This window comes from Streptomyces olindensis, assembly GCF_040645895.1.
In the GTDB taxonomy this organism is placed as follows: Bacteria; Actinomycetota; Actinomycetes; order Streptomycetales; family Streptomycetaceae; genus Streptomyces; species Streptomyces olindensis.
The window spans coordinates 65,764-90,484 of sequence record NZ_JBEYZD010000036.1 but is presented as its reverse complement, the minus strand read 5'-3'; the positions used below and the strand labels follow the sequence as shown (position 1 = coordinate 90,484).

Below are 24,721 nucleotides of genomic sequence, written 5' to 3'. Positions count from 1 at the left end.
CATCGCCCGACGGGAAGGCGTCGGGCGATGGAGGGTCAGCCCGTGTAGCGGCGGGCCTTGGAGGCCCGCTGGGCCGGTTCCAGCAGGCGCAGGCGGGACTCCACCTCGTGCGGCAGGACCCGGCGTTCGCGCAGCACCCAGGGGAGGGCGGCCGCCGCCTCGGCGAAGGCACGCAGGGACGCGGTGTCGCGCGGGACCGTGCGGGCCAGGTTCACGGTCCGGCGCAGCGCGGGACCGGCCGGGCGGCGCAGCCAGGTGAACCACAGGGTGTTGCGGATGCCGTGGGTCCGGCGCAGGGTGGCGTCCCGGGCGACGGACGGGTGGTGGTGCACCGCCAGGTGGTCCGCGTACGTCAGCCACCAGCCGTCGGCCGCGAGGTCCGCGGCGAGCAGCTCCTCCTCGCCGCCCAGCCACAGCCGCGGGTGGAAGCCGCCCGCGGCCCGGAAGGCGTCGGTGCGCAGCACGGTCGCGGCGGCCAGGAACGAGCCCAGGGCCGGGCCCGGCAGCCAACCCGGGCCGGGGACGGGTGAGTCGCGCAGCTCGTCGACGATCGGGTCGTCGGTGCCGTGGGGTTCGACGACGATCCGGGCCGTGACCGAGCCCAGCGCCGGATGCCGGTCCAGCAGGTCGGCGGCCCCGGTCAGCGAGCCGGGCGCCCACCAGGAGTCGTCGTCGCAGAAGGCGATGTAGGGCGTGTCCACCTGCCGGATCGCCAGGTTGCGGCCGACGGCGCCGAGGTTCTGGCCGGGCCGCAGCAGCCGGACCCGGGGGTGGTGGCGGGCGACGGCCTCGGCGGTGCCGTCCGTGGAGCCGTTGTCGGTGACGATCACCGGCGGGTCCTCCGGCAGTTCGGCGAGGCGGTCGAGGGTGCGCAGGAGTTCCCGGCGCCGGTTGTGGGTGATGACGACGACGGTCGTACGGCGGTCGGTCACGTGGCCGCTCCCTCCAGCAGGCGCGCGGCCCGCTCCACGTGCGGGGGCAGGGGCCGGCGTGCCCGCAGCGCGGCGGGCAGGCGGGCCAGCGTCCCGCGCAGGGCGCGCCGGGCGTGGCCGTCGTGCCGGGCCTCGGCCGCGAGGGCGCGGGTGCGGGCCAGCGCGTACGGCACGGGGCGGCGCAGCCAGGCGGTGAGGAGTTCGTTGCGGCGCTGGACGGCGCTGCGGCCGGTGCGCGGCGCGGGCGCCGGGTGGTGGTGGGCGACGACGTCGGGGCAGTGGGTGACGCCCCAGCCGCGGGCGGCCAGGTCGTAGGCGAGGAGGGTCTCCTCGCCGCCGAAGAACAGCAGCCGGTGGAAGCCGCCCGCGTCGAGGTAGGCGCTGCGGCGGACCACGGAGGCGCAGGCGAGGAAGCCCAGGACCTGGGTGCCGGGCAGGTCGCCGGCCCGGCCGAGCGGCGAGTCGGCGAGCACCTCGTTGAGCGGGTCGGGGTCAGCGGTGGGGCCGACCAGGGTGTGGGCGGAGATGAGGCCGAGCCGCGGGTGGGCCTGGAACAGGCGGGCCGCCGTGTCCAGGGCGCCGGGGGCCCACCAGGAGTCGTCGTCGCTGAACGCCACGTACGGGGTGTCCAGGGCCCGGGCTCCGTAGGTGCGGGCGAGGGCGCCGTGGTTGAACGGCAGCGCCAGGACGCGGACCTTCGGGAAGTCGCGGGCGAGCATGGCGCGCGTGTCGTCGGTGGAGGCGTTGTCGGCGACGAGGATCTCGGGGCGTTCGGGCAGGTTCCTGAGGTGCCGCAGGGCTCCGGCGAGAGCGGCGGAGCGGTTGCGGGTGGCGATGACGATGCCGACGGGGCTCGGGTCCGGGTTCGGGACGGTCATCGGGCGGGGTGCCCCCCTCACGGGTGTCGGATGCCGGGCAGTTCGTCGACGGCGCGCAGGACGTCGTCGGGGGTGATGCGCAGCAGCGCGGGGTCGGGACGGCGGCCGTGCGGGTCGCCCTCCGGGCCGTACCACAGCGCGCGGTGGCGCGGGCCGGGCGGCGGGCCCCAGCGGCTCGGGGCGACCGGGCCGAAGAGGGTGACGGAGCGCGTGGCGTGGGCGACCGCCAGGTGGGCGATGCCGGTGTCGCCGCTGATCACGACCTGGGCGTCGGCGACGAGCGCGGCCAGCCGGCCGAAGGGGAGGCCGCCGCCGAACACGTCGGTGTCGGGCAGGCCGGCCTGCTTGGCGAGCCGGGCCACGAGGTCGCCCTCGTCGGCGCCGCCGGTCACCACGACCCGCAGGCCCCGGGCGCGCAGCCCGGCCGCGACGTCCGCGTAGCGCTCGACGGGCCAGCAGCGGGCGGGGGATCCCGCGCCGGGGTGCAGCACGGCCGCGCCGGGGGCCGGGGAGGCGGTGCGCGGGCGGGGCAGGAGCAGGTCGGCGGGGTCGGCGTCGATGCCGTACGCCCGGAGCAGGCGGCACCAGCGGTCGCGTTCGTGTTCCTCCGCGTACCAGGGCGGGCCGTCGACCTCCGGTGTGTCCGGGTGGGCGAACGCCAGCAGCTTCAGCGGGCGCAGGTCCATGAGCAGCCGGTGGCTGGGCGGGCCGTTGCCGTGCAGGTCGACGGCGATGTCCGGTGGCGGGCCGGTCCAGTCGAGCGACCGCGGTACGCCCCGCCCGGGCGCGGCGGCGGGCAGCAGCCGGTCCACGGCTCCCGTCACCGCGGCGACCGGCTCCAGTTCGGCGGGCGCGGCCAGCACGAGCTCGTGTCCCGGGTAGGCCCGCCGCAGGGCGCGCAGCGCGGGGACACCGGCGAGCAGGTCGCCGAGGCCCAGGGCGCGCAGGACGAGGAGGCGGGGTGTCGTGCCGTCGGGTGCCGTGGCGTGGGGTGCAGTGACGTGGGATGCGGTGACGTGGGGTGACGGGTCCGGTGTCATGGCAGCAGACTGCCGTGTGCCCTCGGTGTCCGCCCCCGCGGCCGGGCTCATCGGGTGCGTCATCGTGCTCCTTCCGCCGCCCTTTCCAGCAGGGCCGTCGAGGAGCGGCCGTCGAGGTAGGGCAGCAGGACCGCCTGGCCGCCCCACTCCTGGAGGAGGGCGGCTTCGGGGAGGTCGGCGGCCGCGTAGTCGCCGCCCTTGACCCAGACGTCGGGACGCAGGTCGGCCAGGAGGCGCTCGGGGGTGTCCTCGTCGAAGACGGCGACCGCGTCCACGCAGGCCAGGGCGCGCAGCACGCGGACCCGGTCGGCCAGCGGGTTCACCGGGCGGCCGCCGCCCTTGCGGCGCCGTACCGAGGCGTCCGAGTTGACGCAGACGACGAGGCAGTCCCCGAGCCGCCGGGCCGCCTGGAGGAGGCCGACGTGGCCGGCGTGCAGCAGGTCGAAGCAGCCGCCGGCGGCGACGACGGTGCCGTGCGCGGCGCGGACCCGGGCGGCCAGGGCGTGCGGGTCGTCCTCGTCGGGCGGCGGCTCCGGCGGGGCGTCCGCGCCGGGCACCGCCGCCGCGCCGCCCGCGGCGACGAAGCCGGTCGCGGCGGCCACGGCGCCCTCGACGGCCTCGGCGACCAGGACGCCGTCGGCGAGCAGTCCGGCCGCCGTGGCGGCGAACCGGTCGCCGGCCCCGCAGCTGTCACCGGGGTGCGCGGCGGGCGCGGGGACGAGCAGCGGGTGCTCGCCGTAGGACAGCAGGGCGCCGCGCGCGCCGAGCGTGACGGCGACGGCGGCAGCCCGCCACTGCCGGACGAGGGCGGCGGCGCTGTGGGCGGCGGCGCGCAGGTCCCGGCGCGGGGTGCCGTCCCGCGGGGCGAGGGCGTGGGCCTCCTTCTCCGCCGGGGTGACCAGCCGGGTGCCCGGCACGGGCGGGCCGCCGCGCGGGTGCGGGTCCCAGACCAGGGGCGGTCGGGCGGCGAGGTCGTCGCGCAGGGCGTCGGCGGCGCCGCGGCCGTAGTCGGAGACCAGGACGGCGGGCGCGTCGCGGACGGCCTTCCGGGCGGCGTCCGTGGCCTCGCGGGTGCGGCCGGCGCCCCGGTCCAGGCGGACCACCGGACGATCGTGCGCGAGGACCCGGGTCTTCTCGGGCAGGCTCCCGGTCAGGGGCAGCGGGACGAGGGTGAGCCAGGGTTCCAGGAGGCGGCGCAGTTCGCGGCTCGCCGGGTCGTCGCCCACGCCCGCGACGAGCGTGACGTCCCGGCCGTCGCGGGCCGCGAGGTAGGCGGTGAGGGCGGCGCCGCCGGGCCGGGTCCGCTCCCCGCAGTCGTCGACGACCGGCACGGGCGCGTCGGGCGCGAGCCGTTCCGCGCGGCCGGTCAGGTCCCGGTCCAGCAGGGCGTCACCGACGACGACCAGGGGTGCCTTGCCGTTCATGTCACCTCCCGCCGTCACCGGTGCGCCAGGTGCCGCGTTCCACCGCCGCGTCGAACGCCGCGCACACCATGTGCACGGCGACCAGGTGGAGTTCCTGGACGGTGGCGGCCGTCGGCGCCTCCACGCACAGCGACTCGTCGCTGCCCGCGAGCAGCGGGTTGGGCGCGGGGCCGGTGAGCGCCCACACGCGTACCCCGGCCGCGCGGGCCGCGTCGGCGGCGGACAGCAGGTTGGCGCTGGCGCCGGAGGTGGACAGCAGCATCAGGACGTCGCCGCGCCGGCCGTGGGCGCGGACCTGGCGGGCGAACACCTCGTCCACGCCGTAGTCGTTGGCGATCGCGGTGGTGCTGGAGGTGTCGGCGTGCAGGGCCAGCGCGGAGAACGGCGGCCGGTCGTCGCGGTAGCGGCCGACGAGTTCGGCGGTCAGGTGCTGGGCCTGGGCGGCGCTGCCGCCGTTGCCCGCGGCGAGCAGCCGGCCGCCGCCGGTGAGGACGTCCGCCAGGCGCTCGCCCCACCGCTCGGTGATGTGCGCCGAGTCGCGGAACGCGCTCAGGGCGTCCTGGAGTTCGTCGCAGTGCCCCGTGACGGGCGGGTGCACGGTCATCACGCCACCTCCTTCTGCTGTGCGTGTCCGGCGAGGACCTGGCGGTGGACCCGCTCGACGCCGTCGGCGACGCGCCGCCAGGTGTAGTGGGTCAGGACCCGTTCGCGGCCGGCGGTGCCGTGGCGGCGGCGCAGTGCGTCGTCGGCGAGGAGTCCGCGTACGGCGGCGGCGACCGACTCGGGGTCCTGCGGCGGGACGAGCCGGCCCGTGGTGCCGTCGGCGACGCTGTCGCGGTGGCCGCCGACGTCGGTGGCGACGACGGGCACGCCGCAGGCCATGGCCTCCAGCGGCACGATCCCGAACGGCTCGTAGACCGGGGTGCACAGCACGAGGTCCGCGCTGCCGATCAGGGCGGGCATGGCGGCCGGGTCGACCGCGCCGAGCAGCCGCACCCGGTCGGCGACGCCGGCGCGTTCCGCGAGCCGCCGCAGCCGCCGGGCCTCCGGGTCGTCGTCCAGCAGGCCGGCCGCGGGGCCGCCCGCGATCAGGAGTTCGGCGTCGGGGACGCGGGCGAGGGCCCGGACGGCCTGGTCGTAGCCCTTGCGCGGGACGAGCCGGCCGCAGGCGAGGAGCCGGTGGGGCCGCCGGCGGGCCGGAACGCCCTCGGGCGGGACCCCGGGCCGGAACTGGTCCGCGTCCACCCCGCAGGGCACCACCGAGACCCGCGAGCGCGGCACGCCCAGCTCGGCCAGTTCGTGCACCTCGTCGCCGCAGGTGGCCAGGACGCGGGCGCAGCCGCGGCCGATCTGCCGCTCGATGCCGACCCGTTCGGGCGGGCTGGTGTCGCGCCGGCCCTGGTGGCGGCGCTTGACGGTGCCCAGGGCGTGGAAGGTCTGCACGACGGGCACGCCGTGCGGGTGGGCGCCGATCCGGGAGGCCATGCCGGACATCCAGAAGTGGGCGTGCACCACGTCCGGCCGCTCGCGGGCCCAGGCCCGGGCCAGCCAGGCGCCGAAGGCGGGCATGTGCGGGAACAGGTCGTCCTTGGGCACGGGGGCCGCCGGACCGGCGGGCACGTGCTCGACGACGGCGCCGCCGGGCAGCGGTACGCGGTCGGGCAGGTCGGTGGCGTCGCGGCGGGTGTAGACCGTGACGTCGTGGCCGCGGCGGGCCAGTTCCTCGCTCAGGCGAGCCACGTACACGTTCTGGCCGCCGGCGTCGACGCCGCCGAGCGCGGCGAGCGGGCTCGCGTGCTCGGACACCATGGCGATCCTCATCGGGCCACCTCCTTCAGCAGCCGCTCCCAGTCGTCCAGGAAGCGGGACAGCCCGTAGCGGGCGAGCGCCGCCGCCCGCGCCCCCTCGCCGACCATCCGCGCGTGCAGCGGGTCGGCGAGGAAGTCCCGTACGGCGTCGGTCAGTTCCTCGATCCGGTTGGACACCACTCCGGCGCCGGCGGGCACGGCCTCGGTGACCTCGGTGGTGGCGAGCGCGACCACGGGCATGCCCAGGTGCATCGCCTCCAGCAGGGACAGGCCGAGGGAGGTCCAGCGCACGGGGTGGACGTAGACGCGGCGGCGGGCCATCGCCGCGTGCAGCTCCGCCTGCACGAGCTCGTGGCTGCGGCAGCGCTCGGCGGGGATGCCGAGCCGGTCCGCGAGACCCTCGGTGCCCATGCCGAAGACGTCCAGCGGGGCGGCCTCGGCGAAGGCCGGCAGCAGGTCGGTGCCGGTGGTGCGGCCGCGCCGCAGGGGCTCGTTGACGGCGACGGCGGCGCGTTGAAGCTCCCCGGTCCACAGCGGGCCGGGGTCGACGATGCCGTGCTCGATGACGGTGCTGGGAGCGGAACCGGCGTCCCACATCAGCCGGTTGAAGTGCGTGACGTGGACGAGGGTGGCGCCGGGGATGTCCGCGGCGGGGTGGCGGGTGTCGGGCACGTCACCGTGCGGGGCGTTGTGCTCCAGGTACACCAGCGGCGGACGGCGGCCCAGCCACCGGTCGACCAGGGCGAGTTCGTGCGGGCGCTGCAGCACGACGGCGTCGATGTGCTCCTCGCGCAGCCGCTCGGGCGGCACCTCGACGACCGAGTCGGGCCAGTCCCAGGTGCGGGCGCGGCCGAGGCCGTCGGGGCCGCGGTCGGGGGTGACGGGGACGACGTAGGTGTGCGGCCCCTGCACGAAGGCGGTGGTCCACGAGCCGTGCACGTGCCAGAGCAGGATCCTCATGTCTCCCCCCGCAGCTTCTCGACGGCGGTCACCACGTCGTGCGCGGTGACGGTGTCCAGGCAGGGGTGGCCGGGCACGGGGCACTCCCTGGCCCTGCTGTCGGCGCACGGCGCGTCCTGGTCGCCGAGCAGCACGTAGGGCACGCCGTACGGCCGCCAGCGTTCGGCGGGCACGACCGGCGCGAACAGGGACACGACGGGGGTGCCGACGGCGGCGGCGAGGTGGGCGGGTCCGGTGTTGCCGGTGACGACGGCGTCGGCGCCCGCGAGGACGCCGGAGAGTTCCGCCGCGCCGGTGCGGCCGCCGAGGTCGAGAGCGTGCTCGCCCGCGACGTACGCGGTCAGGTCCCGCTCCCCCGCACTGCCGGTCACCACCACCCGGTGTCCGGCGGCGGCCAGTTCGCGCACCGCCTCGGCGCAGCGCTCCGGGCTCCAGGCGCGGGCGGGGACGCTGGCGCCGGGGTGCAGGACGACGTACGGGCCCGGGCCGGTGAGCCCGGCGGTGGCGGGCGGCGGCAGCACTCGCAGCCCGGTGTCGTCGGCCGGCGGGAATCCGGCGGCCCCGGCGAGGTCGAGGGCGGCCTCGGCCTCGTGGGCGTGCGGGGCGCGGTGGTGGCGTACGTCGAGCAGGGAGCCGGGGTAGTCCTCGCTGTCGGCGGCGATGAGGCCGACGCCGGCCAGGCGCAGCAGCAGGGCGGCGGGCAGCGGGGACTGGTGGAAGGAGGTGAGGATCAGCGCGGTGTCGGCGTCGATGGTGTCGATGAGCTGCTCGACCTCGCCGCGGCCGACGGGCGGGGGATCGAAGCCCACCCAGGGGGCGTCCCAGACGAGGATGTCGTCGACGCCGGGCAGCAGCCGGGCGGCGGGGGCGCCGCGCGGTCCGCACAGCAGGGTGACGGTGTCGGCGCGGGCGGCGACCGCGCGGATCGCGGGTCCGGCGAGCAGGACGTCGCCGAAGCTGTCGAGGCGGGTGACGAGGGCCTTCACCGGCACCTCCCCTGTCCGGGGCCGGTGGTGAAGGCCTCCTGGATGGGGCGTTCGTCGGCGAGGACGCGGCCCCGTGGCGGCCCGTCCAGCACCGCGCGGACGGCGGTGAGCAGGTCGGGGGCGACGTGGTCGGCCGCCGCGGTCTCCTCGGGGCGGGTCTGCGCGGTGGGGACGAGGATGCCGTGGGCGCCGGCCCGGCGGGCGGCCTCCACATCGGCGCCGATGTCGCCGATGACGACGAGGTCGGCGGGGGCGGTGCAGATCCGTCCGGCCGCCCAGAGCACCATGCCGGGCTCGGGTTTGCGGCAGTGGCAGCCGTCGTCGGGGCCGTGCGGGCAGACGGCGAACACGTCGAAGGGGCCGAGGAGTTCGTCGACGCGGTGGTTGACCGCGCGTACGTCGGCGTCGGTGAGCAGGCCGCGTGCGACACCGGACTGGTTGGTGACGACGCCGGTGCGGATGCCGCGTGCGCGCAGCAGGGTGAGGGCCTCGCGGGCCCCCGCGACGGGGCGTACGCGGTCGGGGTCGGCGTTGTAGGGGACGTCGTCGACGAGGGTGCCGTCGCGGTCGAACAGCACTGCCTTGACCGGGCTCATCGGGTCTCCTCCTGCCAGGCGTGGGCGTGGCGGTGGCGCCATTCGCCGGTCAGCCGGTGCCAGGTCGCGGCGGGCGGGATGAGCACGCTGGTCGCCAGCATCGTCGTCACCTCGCGGCGGGTGCGCGGGCCGGGGGCGATGCGGGCCCGGGCGAACTCGGCGGTGCCCGCGGCCCAGCCGAGCGCGCAGGCCGTGGCGGCCCGGGCGTGCCCGGTGGCGGCGAGGGCGCACGCGGCGACGCCCGCGGTGGTGATCGCGGCGTGCTTGCGGATCCGGCCCCGGGGTGCGACCGCCTTGTCCCACCAGTCGGGTCCGTGCAGATGCCGCATGAGGGCGTCGTCGGCGTTGCCGCGCTGCTGCCGTACGGACACCCAGCGGTCGGCGGGGCGGACGGGGTGGCGGGTGGTGCGGCGGCCCTGGCGGATGCGCCAGCCGGCGTCGAGGACGCGCAGCGCGAGGTCGGCGTCCTCGCGGAAGGCGCGCCGGAAGCGTTCGTCGAAGCCGCCGACCTGTTTGAGGGCCTCGGTGCGGTAGGCCATGTCGGCGGTGATCCAGTGGGCCCGGGCGAGTCCGGCGGTGCCGCGTTCCCAGTCGGTGGGGCGGCGTTCGCCGGGCAGGGGCACGGCGATGACGCCCTGGACGCCCGCGATGTCGGGGGCCGCCTCGGCGAGGTCCTCGGCGAGCTGGTCACACCAGTGGGGCCCCACCTGGACGTCGTCGTCGAGGAACACGGTCCACGGCGCGGTCACGGCCCGCAGCCCGGTGTTGCGGGCGGCGGCGGGCCCACGACCGCCGCCGCCCAGCACCGTGGTGCGCTCCCGCAGATCGCCGAGGACGCTCAACGGGTGCTCCAGCTTTCCGGGTTCGGGGTCGGGCCGGTCGTCGACGAGGACGATCTCCTCGGGGCGCGGCCCGGTCGCGGCGGCGAGCGCCGCGAGGCAGTCGGCGAGGGTGTCCCGCACGAGCGTGGGGATCACCACGGCGTACGGGGTCATGCGGCGGTGCTCCCTCCGTCGAACGCGCGAGAGCGGCGGACCGCGTACGGCCCGATGGCCAGCAGGTCGACGGGCGCGGACCCGAAGCACTCCAGGGCGTCGCGCGGGTCGTCGACCATGGGCCGGCCGGCGGTGTTGAGGCTGGTGTTGACGACCACGGGCAGTCCGGTGCGCCGTTCGAAGGCGCGCAGCATCCGTGCCACGAGCGGTTCCCGTCGTTCCTCGACGGTCTGGATGCGGGCGGTGCCGTCGACGTGCACGACGGCCGGTATGCGCTCGCGCCACCGCTCGGCGACGTCGTGCACGAACAGCATGTACGGGCTGGGCAGCGGGCCGCCGGAGAACAGGTCGGCGGCGCGGTCGGCCAGCACCATGGGGGCGACGGGCCGGAACTCCTCGCGTCCCTTGACGTGGTTGAGGCGTTCGAGGTTCTCGGCGCGGCCGGGGTGGGCGAGCAGGGAGCGGTGTCCGAGGGCGCGCGGGCCGTACTCGCTGCGGCCCTGGAACCAGGCGACGACGCCGTCCTGGGCGAGCACGTCGGCGACGGTCTCGGCGATGTCGTCGGGCTTCTCGTACGGCACGGCGGCGGTGTCGAGGCGGGCGCGCAGTTCGTCGTCGCTCCAGCCGCGGCCGAGGTCGGCGCCGGGCATGGGGCCGGGCTGACCGGCCTCCGTCGCGGCGAGGTGCAGGGCGCCGCCGAGGGCGGTGCCGGCGTCACCGGCGGCGGGCTGCACCCAGACGTCCCGGTAGGGGCCCTTGGCGGCGATCTTCGAGTTGGCGACGCAGTTGAGGGCGACTCCCCCGGCCATCGCCAGTGCCTCGCCGCCCGCCTCGCGGTGCAGCCAGTCGACGAGTTCCAGCAGGACCTCCTCCAGGACGGCCTGGGTGCTGGAGGCGAGGTCGGCGTGGTCCCGCGTCCAGGCCTCGCCCGGGGCGCGGGGCGGTGCGAAGGACGCCCAGTCGACGCCGTGGGCGCGGAAGCCGCCGTGGCCGGTGGGGTGGACGTACTGGCGCAGCCCCGGCAGGAAGCGCGGGGTGCCGTAGGAGGCGAGGGCCATCACCTTGTACTCGTCGCTGCTGCGCAGGAAGCCGAGGTGCTCGGTCAGTTCCTCGTAGACCAGTCCCAGGGAGTCGGGCAGTGCCTGGGTGGCGAGGGTGTCGAGCGTGCCGTCGCGGTAGCGGCCGGCCAGGTGGGAGGCGGCCTCGCCGCGGCCGTCGAGGACGAGCACGGCGCTGTCGGGGTGCGGGGAGGCGGGCCCGGCGGAGGCGGCGTGGGCGACGTGGTGGGGGACGAAGACGACCCGCTCGGGGTCGAGGCCGGGCAGGGCCTCGGCGAGGAACTCGGGGGCGCGGCGGGCGTACTCCAGCCGCAGCGGGTCCCAGGGGTCGTCCAGGCCCATGGCGCGGGCGGGGCGGGCGAGCGCCGGGTCGAAGGAGTAGGTGACGGCGTCCAGGTCCTCGGGTCGTAGTCCGGCGTGCTCCAGGCACCAGCGGGCGGACAGCTCGGGCAGCTCCCACGCGGAGAACGGCAGCGGGCGCTTGCCGTGCTTGCGGCGGCTGAAGCGTTCCTCCTCGGCGGCCGCGACCGTCTGGCCGTCGACGACGAGAGCGGCGGCCGGGTCGTGGAACAGGGCGTTGATACCAAGGATGCGCATGGGGGGTGTGCTCCGTCCCGAGCGGCGTGTGACGACTTCGGTGCTGGCGAGTGCCGCGGTGCAGCTGTCTCAAACACTTGGAGCCAACTGGCCGGACAAAGCCCGATTTTTTACTTTCTGTTGGGATTCATTGACCGCTCTGTTACCGGCTCAGGCGGCGACGGACCGCGAGAACCAGCCAATGGTGCGTTCCAGCCCCTCGCTCCAGCCGACACGGGGCTGCCAGCCGAGCCGCTCCCGGGCCAGCCGGGTGTCGGGGCGGCGCCGGCCGGGGTCGTCGACCGGGCGGTCCACGAACCGGATGCGGGAGGCGGAGCCGGTGAGCCGGACGATCCGGCGGGCCAGCTCCAGCACGGTGATCTCGTCGCCGCCCCCGATGTTCACGGGGCCGGTCTCGGTGGCGGCGGCCAGTGCGAGCACGCCGTCCACGGTGTCGTCGACGTAGCACAGCGAGCGGGTCTGCCCGCCGTCGCCCGCGACGGTCAGGGGCATGCCGTCGAGGGCCTGCGCGATGAAGGTGGGGACGGCGCGGCCGTCGCCGGTGCGCATGCGGGGCCCGTAGGTGTTGAAGATGCGGACGATGGCGGCGTCGGTGCCGTGCACGCCGCGGTGGGCGGTGACCAGGGCCTCCGCGAACCGCTTGGACTCGTCGTAGACGCTGCGCGGGCCGACCGGGTTGACGTTGCCCCAGTAGCCCTCGTGCTGCGGGTGCTCCAGGGGGTCGCCGTAGACCTCGGAGGTGGAGGCGAGGACGAGGCGGGCGCCGTCGGCGCGGGCCCGGTCCAGCGCGAGGCGGGTGCCCGTGCTGCCGACGTCGAGGGTCTCCAGCGGCAGCCGCAGGTAGTCGGCGGGCGAGGCGGGGCAGGCGAAGTGCAGCACGAGGTCGTACCGGCCGGGCAGGACCCGCCAGACCGCCGGGTCGGTGGCGTCGCCGGGCACGAAGCGGAAGCCGGGCCGCTGCTCCAGTTCGGCCACGTTGGGGCGGCTGCCGGTGGCCAGGTTGTCCAGGCACACGACGTCCGTGCCGGCGTCGAGCAGCCGCGCGCACAGATGGGACCCCACGAATCCGGCGCCACCGGTCACCAGGGCCCGGCGCCAGGCGTTGGTGCCCACGGGGCTCTCCCTCCACTCGCTGTCACTTGCGTGACGGCGCGAGTAACCAGAGGGAGAGGCGAGACACTATAAACAGCGTGTATACACGCTATGTATAGCCTCGGTGTGCCGGGGAGGGCCGAGCCGGGCGAGGTGTACCGGTAGGCGCCGAACGCATCGGCGCCGAAAAGGAGTTGCGTCCGCCGTCGCGCGCGGGGAGGGTGCGAGGGCGTCGAAGGGAGACCCCGTGTCCGACATCCCCGCCGTCCAGGAGTTCGCCGTCGCGGACGGGGACGCCGGCCCCTACGGCATCACGACCGGGCCCGACGGGGCCCTGTGGCTGACCTTCGTGCACGGGGGCCGGATCGGACGCCTCACCCCGGACGGCGAGCTCACGCGGTACCCGCTGGACTCGCCGTCCTGCCGCCCCGCGGTCATCACACCCGGACCGGACGGGGCCCTGTGGTTCACCCGCCTCGCGGACCACCGGATCGGGCGCGTCACGGTCGACGGCGAGACGGAGTCGTTCCGGCCGCCCACACCCGACTGCGGCCCCTACGGCATCACGGCGGGCCCGGACGGCGCGCTGTGGTTCACGCAGATGAACACCGACCGCATCGGACGCGTCACGACCGAGGGCGAGTTCACCGAGTTCGCCCTCCCGGTGACGGGCGCCTACCCCTCGGCGATCACCACCGGCCCCGACGGCGCGCTGTGGTTCACCCTCAACCAGGCCGACGCCATCGGCCGCGTCACCGTCGACGGCACCGTCGAACTGCACCCCCTGCCCACCCCGGGCGCCGCACCGGTCGGCATCACGAGCGACGGCACCGACCTGTGGTTCGTGGAGATCGCGGCGGGCCGGCTGGGCCGCATCTCACCGGCCGGCCGCATCGAGGAGTTCCCCCTCCCCGACCCCGCGTCCCGCCCCCACGCCCTCACCACCACCGGCCCCGGGGACTGCTGGTTCACCCTGTGGGCAGCCGACCGCGTCGCCCACCGCGCCCCGGACGGCACCCTCACCGAACACGCCCTGCCGACCCCGGCCTGCGAACCCCACGGCATCACGGTGGGCCCGGACGGCGCGCTCTGGGTGGCACTGGAGACCGGAGCGGTGGCGCGGGTGGCCCCGTAGGCACGCCGGTCACCGACCGGTTCCCTACGATCGTGCCGTGGTGGACATCCTGCTCGAACGTACGGTCCCGCTGCCCCTCGACGAGGCGTGGCGGCGGGTCACACACTGGCGGCGGCACGGGGACGTGGTGCCGCTGACGGCGGTCAGGGTGGAGCCGCCCGCGCCGACCCGGAGGGGCACGCTCGTCGTGGCCCGTTCGGGGCTCGGGCCGCTGGCCTTCGACGATCCGATGGAGGTCACGGTGTGGCAGCCGCCGGCGGACGGGGCCGCGGGGCGGTGCCGGCTGGAGAAGCGGGGGCGTGTCGTGCTGGGCTGGGCGGAGCTGGAGGTGCGCCCGGGGCCGGGGGGCCGGGCCCGCGTGGTGTGGCGGGAGGAGATCCGGGTCCGGCTGCTGCCCTCGCTCTTCGACGGCCTGCTGCGGCGATCGGCCCGGTACGTGTTCGGGCGGGCACTGAACCGCCTGCTCAGACGGGCGTGACGCCCCGGCCGCCGCCTGGGCGGAACTTTCGTCCAAGACGGGACCGCCGAAGTCGGCGACCGTAGAGGCATGCGCAGTGACGAAGCGGAGGCCCGGCTCGGCTGGGAAGTCGCCCTCCCCCTCGACGGCACGTCGCTCGACGGCGTCCGGATGGCCGGGTTCCGGGACCGGGGCGCCGTCGGACTGGACCTGCAGGTGCTCCCGCAGCCGGCGGTGATCGTCGTCCTCGGGTTCGGGGAGGAGCCGCTCTCCGTCGAGGGCACCACCGGCCCGCGTCCCCTGCGGAGCCTCGTCGCCGGGCTGTCACCGGGGGCGGCCCGGATCCGGGGCGAGGGCGTCGAGTGCGTCGAGCTGCGCCTGTCGCCCCGGGCCGCCTACGCCCTGCTGGGCGTGGGACCGCGCGAGCTGGACGGGTCCGTCACCGACCTGGAGGAGCTCTGGGGCCGGGACGAGCGGCGGCTGCGCGAGCGGCTGGCCGGCACCCCGGCCTGGCAGGAACGCCTCACTCTGGTCGACCGGTTCCTCGCCGAACGGGCCGCCCGGGCACCGGTGATGGCGCCCGAGGTCGCGGCCGCCTGGAACACCATCGTGGCCCGCCGCGGCCGCGTGCGGGTCGCCGACCTCGCCGCCTCCTGCGGCTGGAGCCGCAAGCGGCTGTGGGCGCGGTTCGGCGACCAGATCGGCCTCACCCCGAAGCGCGCCGCCATGCTCGTCCGCTTCGACCATGCCGCCCGTGCGCTCAGCGCGGGCGCCCACCCCGCCGACGTGGCCCTGGCGTGCGGCTACGTCGACCAGCCCCATCTCCACCGCGACGTCCTGGCGTTCGCCGGATGCACGCCCGCCGCCCTGGCCGGCCGCCCCACCACGGCCGGCTGACCGGACCGCCGACCTGGCCGGCCCACCACCGCCGGCCGACCGGATCCCACACCACAGGAGGAGCCCCGTGGCGAACACCCCTGCCCCGGCACCGGACATGACCGACCGCGACCTGCTCGTGCGCCTCGTCTTCGGCGGCATGGCCGCGCAGACCGTACGCGCGGCCGTCCGGCTGAGGATCGTCGAACTGATCGGCGACACGCCCCGTCCGGCCGCCGACGTCGCCACCGACGCCGGAGCCGAACCCCAGCCCATGACCCGCCTGTTGCGCGCCCTGGCCGGCCTCGGCCTGCTGAGGGAACACAGCTTCGGCACCTTCGCGGTGGCCCCGGCGGGCACCCTCCTCGACCCGGCCCGCCCCGGCTCCCTCACCTCCTTCGTGCGGATGTTCACCGAGCCGGAGATCACCCGCGCCTGGGAGCACCTGGACGACAGTGTCCGCACCGGCGACGTCGCGTTCGACGCCGTCTTCGGCACGGACTTCTTCAGCCACCTCGCCCGGCGGCCCGAGCTGTCCGCCGAGTTCAACGCGGCGATGAGCCAGGCCACCGAGGAGGCCGCGGCCGTCCTGCCGCGGGCCTTCGACTTCGGCCGGTTCGGCACGGTCACGGACGTCGGCGGCGGAGACGGCACCCTGCTGGCCGCCGTGCTCGCCGCGTTCCCCGGGCTCAAGGGGGTCGTCCTGGACACGGCCGACGGCCTCGCCCAGGCGCCGGAAACCCTGCGCCGGCACGGGCTGGCGGACCGCTGTTCCCTGGTCGCCGGGGACTTCTTCCACTCGGTGCCCAAGGGCTCGGACCTCTACCTCGTGAAGAGCATCCTGCACGACTGGCCGGACGACCGGGCGGTCACGATCCTGCGCCACTGCCGCGCGGCGCTGCCGCCCGGCGGACGGGTCCTGATCCTGGAACCGGTGCTGCCCGAGGCGGTCGGGGCCGACGGTGACGCGAGCACGTATCTCAGCGACCTCAACATGCTGGTGAATGTGGGCGGCAGGGAACGCACCCGCCGGGACTTCGAGGACCTGTGCCGGTCCGCAGGCCTCGCGCTGCTCTCGGTCACCCCGCTCCCGGAGGCCGAGCCGTTCTCGCTCCTGGAGGTCGCCGCGGCGGACTGACCCGCTGTCAGGCCCTGACCGGCCAGGTCAGGCCACCGACCCGATCCGCCCGACCGCCCGGGACTCCTGGTCGTGGTGGATCGGCGTGTGGGCCCCGGTCAGCGACACGCCGCTGCCGCCGCGCCGGCCCGCGACGATCTCCGCCGCGATCGACAGGGCCGTCTCCTCGGGCGTACGGGCCCCGAGGTCGAGGCCGATCGGCGAGTGCAGCCGGCTCAACTCCCTCTCCGTGACGCCCACGTCGCGCAGGCGGGCGTTGCGGTCCAGGTGGGTGCGCCGGGAGCCCATCGCGCCGACGTACGCCACCGGCAGCCGCAGCGCGAGCTTCAGCAGGGGGACGTCGAACTTGGCGTCGTGGGTCAGCACGCACAGCACCGTGCGGGCGTCGACGTCGGTGCGCTCCAGGTACCGGTGGGGCCACTCGACGACGATCTCGTCGGCCTCGGGGAAGCGCGCCCGGGTCGCGAAGACCGGGCGGGCGTCGCACACGGTGACGTGGTAGCCGAGGAACTTGCCGACGCGGACCAGGGCGGAGGCGAAGTCGATCGCGCCGAACACGATCATGCGGGGCGCGGGCACCGAGGACTCGACCAGGACCGTGAGCGGTGCTCCGCAGCGCGAGCCCTGCTCCCCGATCTCCAGGGTGCCGGTGCGTCCGGCGTCCAGGAAGGCGCCCGCCTCGGCCGCGACCGTGCGGTCCAGTTCCGGGTGGCCGCCGAAACCTCCCTCCCAGGAGCCGTCGGGGCGGACCAGCAGGGCCCGGCCCGTCAGGTCGCGCGGTCCCGACACGATCCGCGCCACCGCCGCCGCCTCCCCTCGGACGGCGGCGGTGAGCGCGGCCCGGACCACCGGGCGGACGGGATCGCCGGCCCGCACCGGGGTGACCAGGATGTCGATGACGCCGCCGCAGGTCAGGCCCACGGCGAAGGCGTCGTCGTCGCTGTAGCCGAAGCGCTCCAGGACGGTCTCGCCGTCCCGCAGCGCCTGCTCGCACAACTCGTAGACCGCGCCCTCCACACAGCCGCCGGAGACCGAGCCGATGGCGGTGCCGTCGGCGTCCACCGCGAGCGCGGCGCCGGGCTGCCGGGGCGCGCTGCCGCCGACGGCCACCACGGTGGCCACGGCGAAGTCACGGCCCTGCCCGGCCCACCGGTCCAGCTCCTCGGCGATGTCCAGCATCTGTCTCGGTCTCCTCGGGGTTGTGGGAGGGGCGGCGTCAGTGGACGCCCAGCCAGCTCTCGATCGGGTTGAGGGCGAAGTACACGAGGAACACCGCCGTGAGGATCCACATGAAGGCGCCGATCTCGCGCCACTTGCCCTGGGCGGTCTTGATGGCGACGTAGGAGATGACGCCCGCGGCGACACCGGTGGTGATGGTGTACGTGAACGGCATCAGCACGACCGTCAGGAACACCGGGATGGCGGTGGCGCGGTCGGCCCAGTCCACGTGCCGGGCGTTCATCAGCATCATCGCGCCGATGACGACGAGGGCGGCGGAGGCGACCTCCTGCGGCACGATCGCGGTGAGCGGGGTGAAGAACAGACAGGCCGCGAAGAACGCGCCGGTGACGACCGAGGCGAGACCCGTGCGCGCACCCTCCCCGACACCGGTCGCGGACTCGATGAACACCGTCTGGCCCGAGCCGCCGGACACGCCTCCGATCGCGCCGCCGGCCCCGTCGATGAACAGCGCCTTGGACAGGCCCGGCATCCGGCCCTTGTCGTCGGCGAGCTTGGCCTCGGTGCCGACGCCGATGATGGTGGCCATCGCGTCGAAGAACCCGGCGAGCACCAGCGTGAAGACGATCATGCCGACGGTCATCGCGCCGACCTCGCCCCAGCCGCCGAACTCGACGTCGCCGAAGAGCGAGAAGTCGGGCATGGACACCGCGCTGCCGTGCAGCTCGGGTGCGCCGGCGGCCCACTGCTTGGGGTCGACCACCCCGGCGGCGTTCAGGACCGCGGCCACGAGCGTGCCGCTGACGATGCCGATGAGGATGGCTCCGGGGATGTTCCGGGCCTGCAGCATGAAGATCATCAGCAGGGTGCCGGCGAAGAGCAGGACCGGCCAGCCGGCGAGTTCGCCCGCCGGGCCGAGCGTGACGGGAGTGGCCTCGCCCTGGTGCACGAACCCGGACTTGTAGAAGCCGATGAGGGCGATGAACAGGCCGATGCCCATGGTGATGGCGTGCTTGAGCGCGAGCGGGATCGCGTTCATGATCATCTCGCGCAGGCCGGTGACGACCAGCAGCATGATGACGACGCCGTACATCACGCACATGCCCATCGCCTGCGGCCAGGTCATCTCGGGCGCGACCTGGGAGGCGAGGACCCCGGAGACGGAGAGTCCCGCGGCGAGGGCGAGCGGCACCTTGCCGACGAAGCCCATCATCAGGGTGGTGAGGGCCGCCGCGAACGCGGTCGCGGTGATGAGCGCCTGCTGGCCGAGCGTGGCCCCGGCCACGTCCTTGCCGGACAGGATCAGGGGGTTGAGCAGGAGGATGTACGCCATCGCCATGAAGGTCGTGACGCCGCCGCGCACTTCGCGGGCGACCGTGGACCCTCTGTGGGATATGTGGAAGTACCGGTCGAGCCAGGACCGTCCGGCCGGGACGCGGGTGCCTTCGCCCGCGTCCTCGGCTGTGGTCCTCGGCTCTACTGACTGCTGGGTCATGTGGGCCTGCTCCCAAGTTTCAAAGGGGGTTGGGACGTTCACGACCCGGGGGACGGCCCGAGACGAACTGGGGCCTGGGGGACGACGTCCCCCAGGACTACTCGACTGCTCAGCCCTCGGAGAGCTGCGTACCCGTCAGGTGCTCGGGCCGTACCGGGGTCCGGTTCAGCTCGAGTCCGGTCGCTTCGCGGATCGCCGCGAGCACGGCCGGCGTCGACGACAGGGTGGGTGCCTCCCCGATGCCGCGCAGCCCGTACGGCGCGTGGTCGTCGGCGAGTTCGAGCACGTCGACGGGGATGGTCGGCGTGTCGAGGATGGTGGGGATCAGGTAGTCGGTGAACGAGGGGTTCTTCACCTTCGCCGTCTTGGGGTCGACGACGATCTCCTCCATGACCGCCACGCCCAGGCCCTGGGTGGTGCCGCCCTGGATCTGGCCGATGACGGAGAGCGGGTTGAGCGCCTTGCCGACGTCCTGGGCGCAGGCCAGCTCGATCACCTTCACCAGGCCGAGCTCGGTGTCGACCTCGACGACGGCCCGGTGCGCGGCGAAGGAGTACTGCACGTGCCCGTTGCCCTGGCCGGTGCGCAGGTCGAAGGGCTCGGTCGGCCGGTGCCGCCACTCCTCCTCGACCTCCACGACCTCGTCCTCGAGGACGTCGGCCAGGTCGGCGAGGACCTCGCCGCCGTCGGTGACGACCTTGCCGCCCTCCAGGAGCAGCTCGGCCGTGGCCCAGGCCGGGTGGTAGGAGCCGAACTTGCGGCGGCCGATCTCCAGGACCTTCTCGCGGACGAGCTCGCAGGAGTTCTTCACGGCGCCGCCGGTGACGTACGTCTGCCGCGAGGCCGACGTCGAACCGGCGCTGCCCACCTGGGTGTCGGCCGGGTGGATGGTCACCTGGGTGACGCCCAGCTCGGTGCGGGCGATCTGCGCGTGGACGGTGACGCCGCCCTGGCCGACCTCCGCCATGGCCGTGTGGACGGTGGCGACGGGCTCGCCGCCCACGACCTCCATGCGGACCTTGGCGGTGGAGTAGTCGTCGAAGCCCTCGGAGAAGCCGACGTTCTTGATGCCGACGGCGTAGCCGACCCCGCGCACGACGCCTTCCCCGTGCGTGGTGTTGGACAGGCCGCCCGGCAGCTGCCGTACGTCGGCGCCCTCGCTGGACTCCCACTGGCGCTCCGGCGGCATCGGCATCGCCTTGACGCGGCGCAGCAGTTCGGCGACGGGGGCCGGGGAGTCGACCGGCTGGCCGGTGGGCATGATCGTGCCCTGCTCCATGGCGTTGAGCCGGCGGAACTCCACCGGGTCCATGCCGAGTTTCTTCGCCAGCTTGTCCATCTGCGCCTCGTAGGCGAAGCACGCCTGGACCGCGCCGAAGCCGCGCATGGCGCCGCAGGGCGGGTTGTTGGTGTACAGCGCGATGGCCTCGATGTCCACGTCGTCGATCACGTACGGGCCGACGGACAGGGAGGAGGCGTTGCCGACGACCGCCGGGGAGGCGGAGGCGTAGGCGCCGCCGTCCAGGACGATCCGGCACTTCATATGGGTGAGCTTGCCGTCCTTGGTGGCCCCGTGCTCGTAGTACAGCTTCGCGGGGTGGCGGTGGACGTGCCCGAAGAAGGACTCGAAGCGGTTGTAGACGATCTTGACGGGCTTGCCGGTGCGCAGCGCCAGCAGGCAGGCGTGGATCTGCATCGACAGGTCCTCGCGGCCGCCGAACGCGCCGCCGACGCCGGACAGCGTCATCCGCACCTTGTCCTCGGGCAGGCCGAGCACGGGCGCGATCTGGCGCAGGTCGCTGTGCAGCCACTGGGTGGCGATGTAGAGGTGGACGCCGCCGTCCTCCTCCGGCACGGCGAGGCCGGACTCGGGGCCGAGGAAGGCCTGGTCCTGCATGCCGAAGGTGTACTCGCCCTCGACGATGACGTCGGCGCGCTCGCGGGCCTTTGTCACGTCGCCGCGCACGATGGGCTGGCGGTGGACGATGTTCGGGTGCGGGACGTGGCCGCTGTGGTGGTCGTCGCGGTTCTCGTGGACGAGGATCGCGTCCGGGGCGGTGGCGGAGGCCTCGTCGGTGATGACGGGCAGCTCCTTGTAGTCCACCTTGATCTTCGCGGCGGCTCGGCGCGCGGTCTCCGGGTGGTCGGCGGCGACGATCGCGACCGGCTCGCCGTGGTGGCGGACCTTGCCGTGGGCGAGGACCGGGGTGTCCTGGATCTCCAGGCCGTAGTTCTTCACCTCGGTCGGCAGGTCGTCGTACGTCAGCACCGCGTACACGCCCGGCAGGGCGAGCGCCTCGCTCGTGTCGATGGACACGATCTCGGCGTGCGCGACGGTCGACCGGAGGATCTGTCCCCACAGCATGTCCTCGTGCCACATGTCGGAGGAGTACGCGAACTCTCCGGTGACCTTGAGGGTGCCGTCCGGGCGGAGCGTGGACTCGCCGATGCCGCCCTTGGTCTGCGAGCCCTGGGTGATCTTGGTGGGGGTTCCGTTGGGGGAAGACACGCTCAGACCGCCTCTCCCTGCCGGGCGGCCGCGAGGCGGACCGCGTCCATGATCTTCTCGTAGCCGGTGCAGCGGCACAGGTTGCCCGACAGGGCCTCGCGGATGTCCGCGTCGGTCGGGTTCGGGTTGCGCTCCAGCATCTCGTCGGCGGCGACCAGCAGACCGGGCGTGCAGAAGCCGCACTGGACGGCGCCGGCGTCGATGAACGCCTGCTGGATCGGGGAGAGTTCGGCGCCCTCGCCGGTCTGCGAGTCGGTGCCCTTCGCTTCCCACTGCCGGGCGTTCTGCAGGGACGTACCGCAGGCGCCGGTCGCGCAGCCGCCCTCGGCGCGCTGCTTGGCGTACTCCGCGAGCCCCTCGACGGTGACGACCTCGCGGCCCTCCACCTGCCCGGCGGCGACCAGGCACGAGCACACCGGCACACCGTCCAGCCGGACCGTGCACGAGCCGCACTCGCCCTGCTCGCAGGCGTTCTTGGAACCCGGCAGCCCGAGCCGCTCCCTCAGCACGTACAGCAGGGACTCGCCCTCCCAGACGTCGTCGGCTTCCTGCGGACGGCCGTTGACCGTGAAGTTGACGCGCATCAGGCAGCTCCCTCGGTGGTGCGGCGGGCGCCGCGGTAGGACTCCCAGGTCCAGGTCAGCGTGCGGCGGGCCATGACGCCGACCGCGTGGCGGCGGTAGCTCGCGGTGCCCCGGACGTCGTCGATCGGGTTGCAGGCGGCGGAGCACAGGTCCGCGAACTGCTTGGCGACCGACGGGGTGACGATCTTCCCGTTGTCCCAGAAGCCGCCCTCCTCCAGAGCGGCGTTCAGGAACTCCTCGGCGGCCTTGGCCCGGACGGGCGTCGGGGCCGCGGACCCGATGCCGGTCCGCACGGTCCGCGTCCGCGGGTGCAGGGCCAGCCCGAAGGCGCACACGGCGATGACCATCGCGTTCCGGGTGCCCACCTTGGAGAACTGCTGCGGCCCGTCGGCCTTCTGCACGTGCACGGCCCGGATCAGCTCGTCGGGCTCCAGCGCGTTGCGCTTCACACCCGTGTAGAAGTCGTCGATCGGGATGCGGCGCGAGCCGCGCACCGACTCGACCTCCACCTCGGCGCCCGCGGCGAGCAGCGCCGGGTGGGCGTCGCCGGCCGGGGAGGCGGTGCCGAGGTTGCCGCCGACGCCACCGCGGTTGCGGATCTGCGGGGAGGCGACCGTGTGCGAGGCGAGGGCGAGCCCCGGCAGCTCGGTGCGGAGGTTCTCCATGATGCGCGTGTACGGCACGGAGGCACCCAGCCGCACGCTCTCCTCGCCGACCTCCCACTCGGAGAGGTCGCCGATGCGGTTCAGGTCCATGAGGTACTCGGGCCGGCGGTGGTCGAAGTTGATCTCGACCATCACGTCGGTGCCACCCGCAATCGGCACAGCTGTGGGGTGCTCGGCTTTCGCGGCGAGCGCCTCCTCCCAGCTGGCGGGGCGAAGGAAGTCCATGACCGGCTCTCTTCTTCGTCTTCTCGTGGGGCGTTCAGATTGAGCCAATCCGTGTGCGGCGGTCCCGGCTCGTTCATGTGCTGTTAACGCGTAATGGACTCAGTACACAGCGGGGTGCTCCGACGGGGTCAGTCACGGAAACCATGAAGGAGTTGGCTGGCCAGGAGAGGCATCTTGTAGATTCGTATGAACGGAGGCCATCAGAAACCTCCTCGTTTTCCTGTGGAAACGCGCGACACAGCCGCGTGACCTGGGACACAGCCGGGACACGGCCCAGGGACGGCGAGCCTCGCTCACCAGCCCCCCGAACAGGCGTTCATCCCGCACCCCACCAAGATCCACCATAGATTTCGAGACAAAGAACGGCGGCGACGAGAATGCGGCTGCGCGCACTGCTGGACACGGACGCGCTGGGCCTCAAGCTGCTCGGCGGCGAGGACGAACTGGATCGCGCCGTGCGGGGTGTGATGACCACCGACCTGCGCGACCCCAGCCGCTACCTCTCGGGCGGCGAGCTGGTGCTCACCGGCCTGGCCTGGCGCCGGGACGCCACGGACTCGGAGCCGTTCGTCCGCATCCTGGTGCAGGCGGGGGTGGCGGCCCTCGCGGCGGGCGAGGCCGAGCTCGGCGACGTGCCCGAGGACCTGGTCGCGGCCTGCGCCCGCCACCGCCTCCCGCTCTTCGCGGTGCACGAGTCGGTGGCCTTCGCGACGATCACCGAGCACGTCGTGCGGCAGGTCTCCGGCGAGCGGGCCGGTGACCTCGCGGCGGTGGTCGACCGGCATCGCCGGATGATGACCTCGGGCCCGGCGGGCGGCGGCCCCGACGTGGTGCTGGACCTCCTGGGCTCGGACCTGGACCTGCGCGCCTGGGTCCTGTCCCCCACCGGCCGCCTGATCGCGGGCCCCAAGACGTCGGGCCCGGCCCTGCCCCCCGAGGCCTGCGGCCGGCTCGCGGCGGAACACCTGACCGCGACCCGCACGGGCCGCCGCGGCCCCCACCGCGTCATACTCGGCGCCACCACCTACTCCCTCTTCCCGGTCCGCTCGACGGGCCGCTCCCCGCAGGCCGCCCGGGACGCCCGCGAGACCGTCCTGTCCGACTGGCTGCTGGCCGTCGAGGCGGACGCCGGCGACTGGGCCGAGGAGCGCCTCGACCTGCTGCACGGCGTCACGCAGCTGATCGCCGTCGAGCGGGACCGCCGCGACGCGGCCCGCACGGTCCGCCGCCGCCTCGCCCAGGAGGTCCTGGAACTGGTCCAGACGGGCGCGGCCCCCGCCGAGATCGCCGCGCGCCTGCGCGTGGCCGCCCCCGTCCTGCTGCCCGGCCTCGGCGCGGCGCCGCACTGGCAGGTGGTCGTGGCCCGCGTCGACTGGGACGGCGGCGAGATCGAGGGCGGCCCGGTCGCCCAGGCCCTGCTCGAGGAGGTCCTGATCGACCCCCGGGCCGCCGGGCCCGAGCACTCCGACCGCATCGCGGTCGCCCACACCGGCGACGAGGCCATCGCCCTGGTCCCCCTGCCCGCCGTCACCACGGAGCACGACGGCTCGGAGGCCGGTGTCCTCGCGGACGCCCTCCTGGAGTCCGTACGGGACCCCCTCACGGCCGGCCTCGACGGCGACGGCCGCCTCACCCTCGGCGTCAGCGCCGCCGTCCACTCGGCGGAGGGCCTGCGCGGCGCCCTGGAGGAGGCCCGGCACGCCCGCCGCGTCGCCGCGGCCAGGCCGGGCCGGGTCTGCGCCGCCGGCCACCAGGAGCTGGCCTCCCACGTCCTGCTGCTCCCCTTCGTCCCCGACGACGTCCGCCGCGCCTTCACGGCGAGGCTGCTCGACCCCCTGCGGGACTACGACCGCCGCCACCGGGCCGAACTCATCCCCACCCTGGAAGCGTTCCTCGACTGCGACGGTTCCTGGACCCGCTGCGCCACCCGCCTCCACCTGCACGTCAACACGCTGCGCTACCGGGTGGGCCGGATCGAGCAGTTGACGAGCCGTGACCTGTCGCGGCTGGAGGACAAGCTGGACTTCTTCCTGGCCCTGCGGATGAGCTGAGAAACCGGGGTGTCCCGGCCCAAACCCGGGACCCCCCGGAG

22 protein-coding genes are annotated in these 24,721 nt (G+C 74.8%); 5 read left to right on the top strand and 17 right to left on the bottom strand.

Annotated elements, in window-relative coordinates:
• Window positions 1–35 precede the first annotated feature (35 nt).
• The 12 genes from ABZ948_RS23455 to ABZ948_RS23400 all read right to left on the bottom strand — a co-directional run bounded on the left by ABZ948_RS23455 (window position 36) and on the right by ABZ948_RS23400 (window position 12,387).
• Window positions 36–932 carry a glycosyltransferase family 2 protein gene (locus tag ABZ948_RS23455; RefSeq protein WP_359762486.1) on the bottom strand — a complete coding sequence of 299 codons (897 nt, stop codon included), beginning with the start codon at window positions 930–932 and terminating at the stop codon, window positions 36–38.
• The gene (locus ABZ948_RS23450; protein WP_359762485.1) at window positions 929–1,810 is read right to left on the bottom strand and encodes a glycosyltransferase family 2 protein; all 882 of its coding nucleotides are present in this window, start codon (window positions 1,808–1,810) and stop codon (window positions 929–931) included. The genes ABZ948_RS23455 and ABZ948_RS23450 overlap by 4 nt, the downstream gene beginning before the upstream one ends.
• 17 nt (window positions 1,811–1,827) lie before the next feature.
• The gene (locus tag ABZ948_RS23445) at window positions 1,828–2,913 is read right to left on the bottom strand and encodes a glycosyltransferase family 9 protein (protein ID WP_359762483.1); all 1,086 of its coding nucleotides are present in this window, start codon (window positions 2,911–2,913) and stop codon (window positions 1,828–1,830) included.
• Entirely contained in the window at window positions 2,910–4,274 is a 1,365-nt protein-coding gene (rfaE2, locus tag ABZ948_RS23440) for a D-glycero-beta-D-manno-heptose 1-phosphate adenylyltransferase (RefSeq protein WP_359762482.1), read from the bottom strand. Before rfaE2 ends, ABZ948_RS23445 begins: the two co-directional genes overlap by 4 nt.
• A 1-nt stretch (window position 4,275) precedes the next feature.
• Window positions 4,276–4,878, bottom strand: coding sequence for a D-sedoheptulose-7-phosphate isomerase (locus ABZ948_RS23435; protein ID WP_359762480.1), 603 nt, complete (start codon window positions 4,876–4,878; stop codon window positions 4,276–4,278).
• Complete coding sequence (locus tag ABZ948_RS23430; RefSeq protein ID WP_359762478.1) at window positions 4,878–6,095, bottom strand: glycosyltransferase; 1,218 nt, start codon at window positions 6,093–6,095, stop codon at window positions 4,878–4,880. Before ABZ948_RS23430 ends, ABZ948_RS23435 begins: the two co-directional genes overlap by 1 nt.
• On the bottom strand, window positions 6,092–7,042 hold the full coding sequence (locus ABZ948_RS23425; RefSeq protein ID WP_359762476.1) for a glycosyltransferase: 951 nt from the start codon (window positions 7,040–7,042) through the stop codon (window positions 6,092–6,094). Before ABZ948_RS23425 ends, ABZ948_RS23430 begins: the two co-directional genes overlap by 4 nt.
• Window positions 7,039–8,028 carry a glycosyltransferase family 9 protein gene (locus ABZ948_RS23420; RefSeq protein WP_359762474.1) on the bottom strand — a complete coding sequence of 330 codons (990 nt, stop codon included), beginning with the start codon at window positions 8,026–8,028 and terminating at the stop codon, window positions 7,039–7,041. The genes ABZ948_RS23425 and ABZ948_RS23420 overlap by 4 nt, the downstream gene beginning before the upstream one ends.
• A complete protein-coding gene (locus tag ABZ948_RS23415) occupies window positions 8,025–8,624 on the bottom strand; it encodes a D-glycero-alpha-D-manno-heptose-1,7-bisphosphate 7-phosphatase (RefSeq protein ID WP_359762472.1) in 600 nt (199 codons plus the stop codon). Before ABZ948_RS23415 ends, ABZ948_RS23420 begins: the two co-directional genes overlap by 4 nt.
• Entirely contained in the window at window positions 8,621–9,619 is a 999-nt protein-coding gene (locus tag ABZ948_RS23410) for a glycosyltransferase (protein WP_359762471.1), read from the bottom strand. The genes ABZ948_RS23415 and ABZ948_RS23410 overlap by 4 nt, the downstream gene beginning before the upstream one ends.
• Window positions 9,616–11,274 carry a carbamoyltransferase family protein gene (locus ABZ948_RS23405; RefSeq protein WP_359762469.1) on the bottom strand — a complete coding sequence of 553 codons (1,659 nt, stop codon included), beginning with the start codon at window positions 11,272–11,274 and terminating at the stop codon, window positions 9,616–9,618. Before ABZ948_RS23405 ends, ABZ948_RS23410 begins: the two co-directional genes overlap by 4 nt.
• 150 nt (window positions 11,275–11,424) lie before the next feature.
• Window positions 11,425–12,387 carry an NAD-dependent epimerase/dehydratase family protein gene (locus ABZ948_RS23400; protein WP_359762467.1) on the bottom strand — a complete coding sequence of 321 codons (963 nt, stop codon included), beginning with the start codon at window positions 12,385–12,387 and terminating at the stop codon, window positions 11,425–11,427.
• Between the two features lie 226 nt (window positions 12,388–12,613).
• Between ABZ948_RS23400 and ABZ948_RS23395 the strand changes: the two genes are divergently transcribed.
• The 4 genes from ABZ948_RS23395 (at window position 12,614) to ABZ948_RS23380 (ending at window position 15,972) form a co-directional block, all read left to right on the top strand.
• A complete protein-coding gene (locus ABZ948_RS23395) occupies window positions 12,614–13,501 on the top strand; it encodes a Vgb family protein (protein WP_359762465.1) in 888 nt (295 codons plus the stop codon).
• 37 nt (window positions 13,502–13,538) lie between these two features.
• Complete coding sequence (locus ABZ948_RS23390; RefSeq protein WP_359762463.1) at window positions 13,539–13,979, top strand: SRPBCC family protein; 441 nt, start codon at window positions 13,539–13,541, stop codon at window positions 13,977–13,979.
• Window positions 13,980–14,048: 69 nt separating this feature from the next.
• On the top strand, window positions 14,049–14,855 hold the full coding sequence (locus ABZ948_RS23385; protein ID WP_359762461.1) for a helix-turn-helix domain-containing protein: 807 nt from the start codon (window positions 14,049–14,051) through the stop codon (window positions 14,853–14,855).
• Between the two features lie 97 nt (window positions 14,856–14,952).
• On the top strand, window positions 14,953–15,972 hold the full coding sequence (locus tag ABZ948_RS23380; protein ID WP_359762489.1) for a methyltransferase: 1,020 nt from the start codon (window positions 14,953–14,955) through the stop codon (window positions 15,970–15,972).
• Between the two features lie 27 nt (window positions 15,973–15,999).
• Here the strand turns inward: ABZ948_RS23380 and ABZ948_RS23375 are convergent, their stop codons facing one another.
• The 5 genes from ABZ948_RS23375 to ABZ948_RS23355 form a co-directional block, all read right to left on the bottom strand.
• Entirely contained in the window at window positions 16,000–17,151 is a 1,152-nt protein-coding gene (locus tag ABZ948_RS23375) for an XdhC family protein (protein WP_359762459.1), read from the bottom strand.
• 37 nt (window positions 17,152–17,188) lie between these two features.
• Window positions 17,189–18,646 carry an NCS2 family permease gene (locus tag ABZ948_RS23370; protein ID WP_359762457.1) on the bottom strand — a complete coding sequence of 486 codons (1,458 nt, stop codon included), beginning with the start codon at window positions 18,644–18,646 and terminating at the stop codon, window positions 17,189–17,191.
• Between the two features lie 109 nt (window positions 18,647–18,755).
• Window positions 18,756–21,155, bottom strand: a complete 2,400-nt coding sequence (gene pucD, locus ABZ948_RS23365; protein ID WP_359762455.1) for a xanthine dehydrogenase subunit D — start codon at window positions 21,153–21,155, stop codon at window positions 18,756–18,758.
• Between the two features lie 2 nt (window positions 21,156–21,157).
• Window positions 21,158–21,739, bottom strand: coding sequence for a (2Fe-2S)-binding protein (locus ABZ948_RS23360; RefSeq protein WP_359762453.1), 582 nt, complete (start codon window positions 21,737–21,739; stop codon window positions 21,158–21,160).
• The gene (locus tag ABZ948_RS23355; protein WP_359762451.1) at window positions 21,739–22,629 is read right to left on the bottom strand and encodes an FAD binding domain-containing protein; all 891 of its coding nucleotides are present in this window, start codon (window positions 22,627–22,629) and stop codon (window positions 21,739–21,741) included. The genes ABZ948_RS23360 and ABZ948_RS23355 overlap by 1 nt, the downstream gene beginning before the upstream one ends.
• A 377-nt stretch (window positions 22,630–23,006) precedes the next feature.
• On the opposite strand from ABZ948_RS23355, the gene ABZ948_RS23350 reads away from it, so the two are divergent.
• Complete coding sequence (locus ABZ948_RS23350; protein ID WP_359762450.1) at window positions 23,007–24,680, top strand: PucR family transcriptional regulator; 1,674 nt, start codon at window positions 23,007–23,009, stop codon at window positions 24,678–24,680.
• Window positions 24,681–24,721: the final 41 nt, after the last annotated feature.